Origin of the sequence: Bacillus sp. SRB3LM, from assembly GCF_015712745.1 — a bacterium.
Lineage (GTDB): Bacteria > Bacillota > Bacilli > Bacillales > Bacillaceae_G > Bacillus_A > Bacillus_A thuringiensis_K.
On the sequence record NZ_VWVQ01000103.1, the window covers coordinates 882,501 to 887,500 of the forward strand.

A 5,000-nucleotide genomic window follows, 5' to 3' on the forward strand; every position below is an offset into this window, starting at 1 on the left:
ACGGGTCTTATCGACCCGGGAGACAGTGTCAGGTGGGCAGTTTGACTGGGGCGGTCGCCTCCTAAAGTGTAACGGAGGCGCCCAAAGGTTCCCTCAGAATGGTTGGAAATCATTCGTAGAGTGCAAAGGCATAAGGGAGCTTGACTGCGAGACCTACAAGTCGAGCAGGGACGAAAGTCGGGCTTAGTGATCCGGTGGTTCCGCATGGAAGGGCCATCGCTCAACGGATAAAAGCTACCCCGGGGATAACAGGCTTATCTCCCCCAAGAGTCCACATCGACGGGGAGGTTTGGCACCTCGATGTCGGCTCATCGCATCCTGGGGCTGTAGTCGGTCCCAAGGGTTGGGCTGTTCGCCCATTAAAGCGGTACGCGAGCTGGGTTCAGAACGTCGTGAGACAGTTCGGTCCCTATCCGTCGTGGGCGTAGGAAATTTGAGAGGAGCTGTCCTTAGTACGAGAGGACCGGGATGGACGCACCGCTGGTGTACCAGTTGTTCTGCCAAGGGCATAGCTGGGTAGCTATGTGCGGAAGGGATAAGTGCTGAAAGCATCTAAGCATGAAGCCCCCCTCAAGATGAGATTTCCCATAGCGTAAGCTAGTAAGATCCCTGAAAGATGATCAGGTTGATAGGTTCGAGGTGGAAGCATGGTGACATGTGGAGCTGACGAATACTAATAGATCGAGGACTTAACCATATAATATGTAGCAAATGTTATCTAGTTTTGAAGGAATATGCCTTCATAGTTTGGTGATGATGGCAGAGAGGTCACACCCGTTCCCATACCGAACACGGAAGTTAAGCTCTCTAGCGCCGATGGTAGTTGGGACCTTGTCCCTGTGAGAGTAGGACGTCGCCAAGCAACTTTAAGACAAGTCAGAATGACTTGTCTTTTTTGTGTTTTATAAAAATAAGAATGGGTGGTAAATCTCAGTTTTTTATAATTTCACTTTATTGTTCACATCAACAAGTTCAAAACGCTCACAGACGAGTAACATATCTTCAGAGAAATTAAGACCAAGCTCATTTAGTTCCTTTGTAAAAAAACGAACATGGGTGTCTCTCCAGTAATTGTAAGTACGATCTCCTTCGCCTTCAGCGATAGCGAATTCTTCGCTTACTTCATTCATTGGTGTTACAGTTACTTCTATTATCTTAATAATAGCTACAGGTTCATCATTACTATTAAGTATAATACTATAATCATTAGTGGTCGGTAGCGGTTCATTTTCTAATTCATAAAAAATGTGACCGGAGCATGTAGCAGTTTTAATACCGTCAATTACTAGTTGTGCAAGATAATTAGGGGAATCTCCAAATTGCCAAGCTATAACAGATTCTGGTTTTTTGTTGTTTCCCCAATAAATATTCCAATATGTCTGTGCTAATTGATTCATTTTATCGTCACCTCACTCTAATTAATATTTAGTCGCTTTATAATTCCTAGGAGATTTATTTATTTACTTATTCTGTCTTTGTGCTCATTTAAAATTTGTATCAGTGTGTTGCAAATTTTAAAGATACTATGTGGAATGAATATGGTTTGTAAATATGTTCTGTACATATATGGGATCTTTAATTTTCCAATTGCATTTTATGATAAAGGATATAGTTACTTAAAGAACCTTCAGACTATTAATGGTAGTTTATTATCACTATGCCATATTGAAGTGAGTAGACTAGAGTTGAAATAGATAAAAAACCGATATTCTAAAATTGAATATCAGTTTAATGATATGTGACTTATATGAATCTATAGTAATACGAAAAGCGTAAATAAGATAGCCAGCAAAATACGATAGTATGCAAAAGGTTTTAAACCTATCTTCTCTAAAAGCTTTAGAAAAGTTACTACCGCTAGCATCGCTACTATAAAAGAGGTAATGAATCCTACCGCAAACATAGGGATGTCATCGACACTTAAATACGTCCAGCTTTTTAGTAAGTCTAAGCCTGTAGCCCCAATCATTACAGGAAGAGCTATTAGAAAAGAGAATTCAGATGCAGTCTTATAATTTACTTTTGCCAATAGACCTCCAGAGATAGTAGAGCCGGCTCTAGAGAAGCCAGGGTATACTGCTAAACATTGAAATAATCCAATTGTTAATGCTTGACGGTACGTTAAATCGTCCAGTGAATAGGAGGTTGCTTCTTGCTTTTTTACTTCTGCAAAGATCATAAGAATTGCTCCTGCTACAAGTCCAATCACAACAGTGTATGGCTGAAATAAGTAAGTTTTAATAACATCATGTAGTAGCAAACCAGCAACTACTGCCGGAAATACGCCAAGAAATACATGGAACGCGTTGAATTTTTTCTCTTTGCGTAGAAGAGGCTTAATATTACATAAAGAAACGAGGCGTTTATGATATAAAATTGCAATAGCTAAAATTGCGCCTAGCTGAATAACAATTTCAAACGTTTTTGCTCTTTCTCCTTCAAAGCCTAATAAATGCCCGACTAATATAAGGTGGCCAGTAGAGGATATAGGTAAAAATTCAGCTAATCCTTCTACAATACCGAGTATGAAGGCAATAATGATATCGCTCATAGTTTCACTCCTATAAATTAATGAATGTCTACTTTCTTAAAATAGAATAGTGTTGCAATAAATCCGAAAATTGCTGTTGCTGCAATGATGATATAAGAATACTCTGGTGGATATGTCGGTTGTAATTCATTATTTGCAATATCTAGAGTAGCGGTCCACGGAAATAAATCTTTATGTTTGGAGTTTACGAGCATAAGATTCATCATTGTAATAATGACTGTTAATATAATAGGCGGTACATAGCTCTTCATTACAAGAGTTAATAGCACAATAGGTGAAGACAATAGAAAGAGAAGTCCACCACATATTAAAAATTTTAGGAAAGAACCTAAAAGTAAAGTAATGTTAAAACCAGGGAAGTTCCCCAATAGCCCTAATACTACAGTAAGCGACCAAGCGACTAAAGTTAGCATCATAATCCAAAGGAAGAGGATGATGAACTTACTTATAATAAAACTAATGCGCGACACGGGGATAGTTAGTAAATTTTTTAGTGTATCTTCTGCATATTCGCGGGTAAACATATAAGCAACAACTACTCCGTATAAAGGGAATCCTATAACTAAAGTAGTATATAAGTTAACGTCAGTGAATAACTGGTGGAACCAAATAGTCGGAGTTGGCTGTTTTGTTTTTATATGTATATAAGAGGCTACTACGACTAAGAAAGGTGCGACACCAGCTCCAATAATGCTAATTAAAAACATATTAGAGCGTTTTAGTTTTAATAGTTCTGTATAGAGTAGATTAACCAATTGTCCCACCTCCAACTAGTTTGGTGAAATAATCTTCTAATCTGTCTTCACTGATCATCATTTTTAATACTTCGATATCATTAAGAACGAATGTTCTGTTGATGTATCCTTGTTGCCCAAAATGAGAGTAAATGCGAATATTCCCTTCATCATGTACCTCATAATCGAAAATTTGAAATTGATTTTCTAATAGCATCGCAGCTTTATTGTCATTATTCACCTGAAATTCTATGTACTTACGGTTTGCTTTGCGCAGCTTATCAAGAGAAACTTCTTCTAGTAACCTTCCTTCGTGAATAATTCCGATACGATCAACTAACTGTTCTACCTCTGCTAAAATGTGACTAGAAATGAGTATCGTTATATTCCTTTCTTGAGCTAAAGAATGAATAAGTTTTCGCATTTCTTTAATACCGATGGGGTCTAGTCCGTTAGTCGGTTCATCTAATATGAGTAGTTCGGGATAATGGAGAAGAGCGCGTGCAATTCCTAGGCGCTGCTTCATGCCTAGAGAATACTTTCCTACTAACTTTTTTGTTTCATGCTGCAAGCCCACTATTTCTAATGCTTCTTCAATAGCATTCTTTTTGTAAACCCCGATTATCTTTGCATTAATTAATAAGTTTTCTTTTGCAGTTAAGTTTTCATAAAACCCTGGAACTTCAACGATAGAACCAATTCTACTTAAAATATCTTTTTGATTTTGAAATAAGTCCTCTCCGAATATTTCGATAGTTCCACTTGTAGGCTTTATAAGACTAAGCAGCATACGAATGGTTGTCGTTTTACCAGCACCGTTACGTCCTATGAATCCATAAATTTCTCCTTGTTGAACGTTAATATTTAGATTATCTACGGATTTTTGCTTGCCATATACTTTAGTAAGATTAGTCGTTTTTATAATTGTGTTTATAGGAGTCACCTACTTTCTATAAGTTCTTATTTACATGATAAAAAGGAAGGCTTAACTGCATATTAATCATTTCTTAACTATTTCTTAAAAGTATTGTGTTTTGGAATGGAAAAGCCAAAAGTGGTTCGTTCCCATGGAATACTTTTAACCCATATATGCCCACCATTCCTCTCAACGAGCGCTTTAGAAATAGAAAGTCCGAGCCCGCTACCACCAAAAGACGAGTTTCTTGATTGTTCGCTTCGGTACATTCGCTCGAATACGTTTTGTAAATCATGTTTTGGAATACCAGGACCTTTATCCCAAATAAGAAGTTCATATGCTGCATCCGTTTCTAGTAGTTCGACTCCTATTGTTTTCCCATTCTTTCCGTAATAAATGGCATTTTTCATTAAGTTACCTATAATCCGCATAAGGCTTAGGTGATCTGCAATGATAGGACAAGTAGACTCTGGTATAAGAACTTGTAGTTTAATATTATGTTTTGAGAGTTCGGGTAAAAACTCGATCAAAGCTTCTCTAGTAACTTCAGAAAAGTCGAGTTTTTCTTCTTTTAGTGGAAATTCATTAGCGTCTAGCTTTGCCATATTGAATATTTCATCAACTAGGTGCTTTAAGTTATTTGATTTCATATAAAGTATTTTAAGATATTCTTGCTTTTCTATTTCAGAAGCAGCAACCCCATCTTTTAAAGCATCGATATATCCAATAATGGAGGTGAGTGGTGTTCGGATATCGTGTGAGATACTAGATAAAAGTTGTTTTCTAGATTCCTCAGACC

5 protein-coding genes and 2 rRNA genes (2 of these 7 cut by a window edge) are annotated in these 5,000 nt (G+C 37.4%); 2 read left to right on the plus strand and 5 right to left on the minus strand.

Annotation, left to right across the window (positions count from 1 at the left end; translation table 11 throughout):
- Positions 1–697: ribosomal RNA gene (locus F3I02_RS31605) — 23S ribosomal RNA — on the plus strand; it begins 2,226 nt to the left of the window's first position.
- A 49-nt stretch (positions 698–746) separates the two neighbouring features.
- Positions 747–862, plus strand: a 5S ribosomal RNA gene (gene rrf / locus F3I02_RS31610).
- A 76-nt stretch (positions 863–938) separates the two neighbouring features.
- Here rrf and F3I02_RS31615 read toward each other — a convergent pair.
- From F3I02_RS31615 to F3I02_RS31635, 5 genes are all read right to left on the minus strand, one after another.
- Positions 939–1,397, minus strand: a complete 459-nt coding sequence (locus tag F3I02_RS31615; RefSeq protein ID WP_001072426.1) for an ASCH domain-containing protein — start codon at positions 1,395–1,397, stop codon at positions 939–941.
- Positions 1,398–1,753: 356 nt separating this feature from the next.
- The gene (gene uppP, locus F3I02_RS31620) at positions 1,754–2,551 is read right to left on the minus strand and encodes an undecaprenyl-diphosphate phosphatase UppP (RefSeq protein ID WP_001279961.1); all 798 of its coding nucleotides are present in this window, start codon (positions 2,549–2,551) and stop codon (positions 1,754–1,756) included.
- Between the two features lie 17 nt (positions 2,552–2,568).
- Entirely contained in the window at positions 2,569–3,306 is a 738-nt protein-coding gene (locus F3I02_RS31625; RefSeq protein WP_000247721.1) for an ABC transporter permease, read from the minus strand.
- Entirely contained in the window at positions 3,299–4,228 is a 930-nt protein-coding gene (locus F3I02_RS31630) for an ABC transporter ATP-binding protein (protein WP_000187942.1), read from the minus strand. Before F3I02_RS31630 ends, F3I02_RS31625 begins: the two co-directional genes overlap by 8 nt.
- A gap of 68 nt (positions 4,229–4,296) precedes the next feature.
- Positions 4,297–5,000: the 3' portion of a sensor histidine kinase gene (locus F3I02_RS31635; RefSeq protein WP_000686997.1), read on the minus strand. It continues 310 nt past the right edge of the window; 704 of the gene's 1,014 nt are visible here — the last part of the coding sequence; its start codon lies off the right edge, out of view; its stop codon occupies positions 4,297–4,299.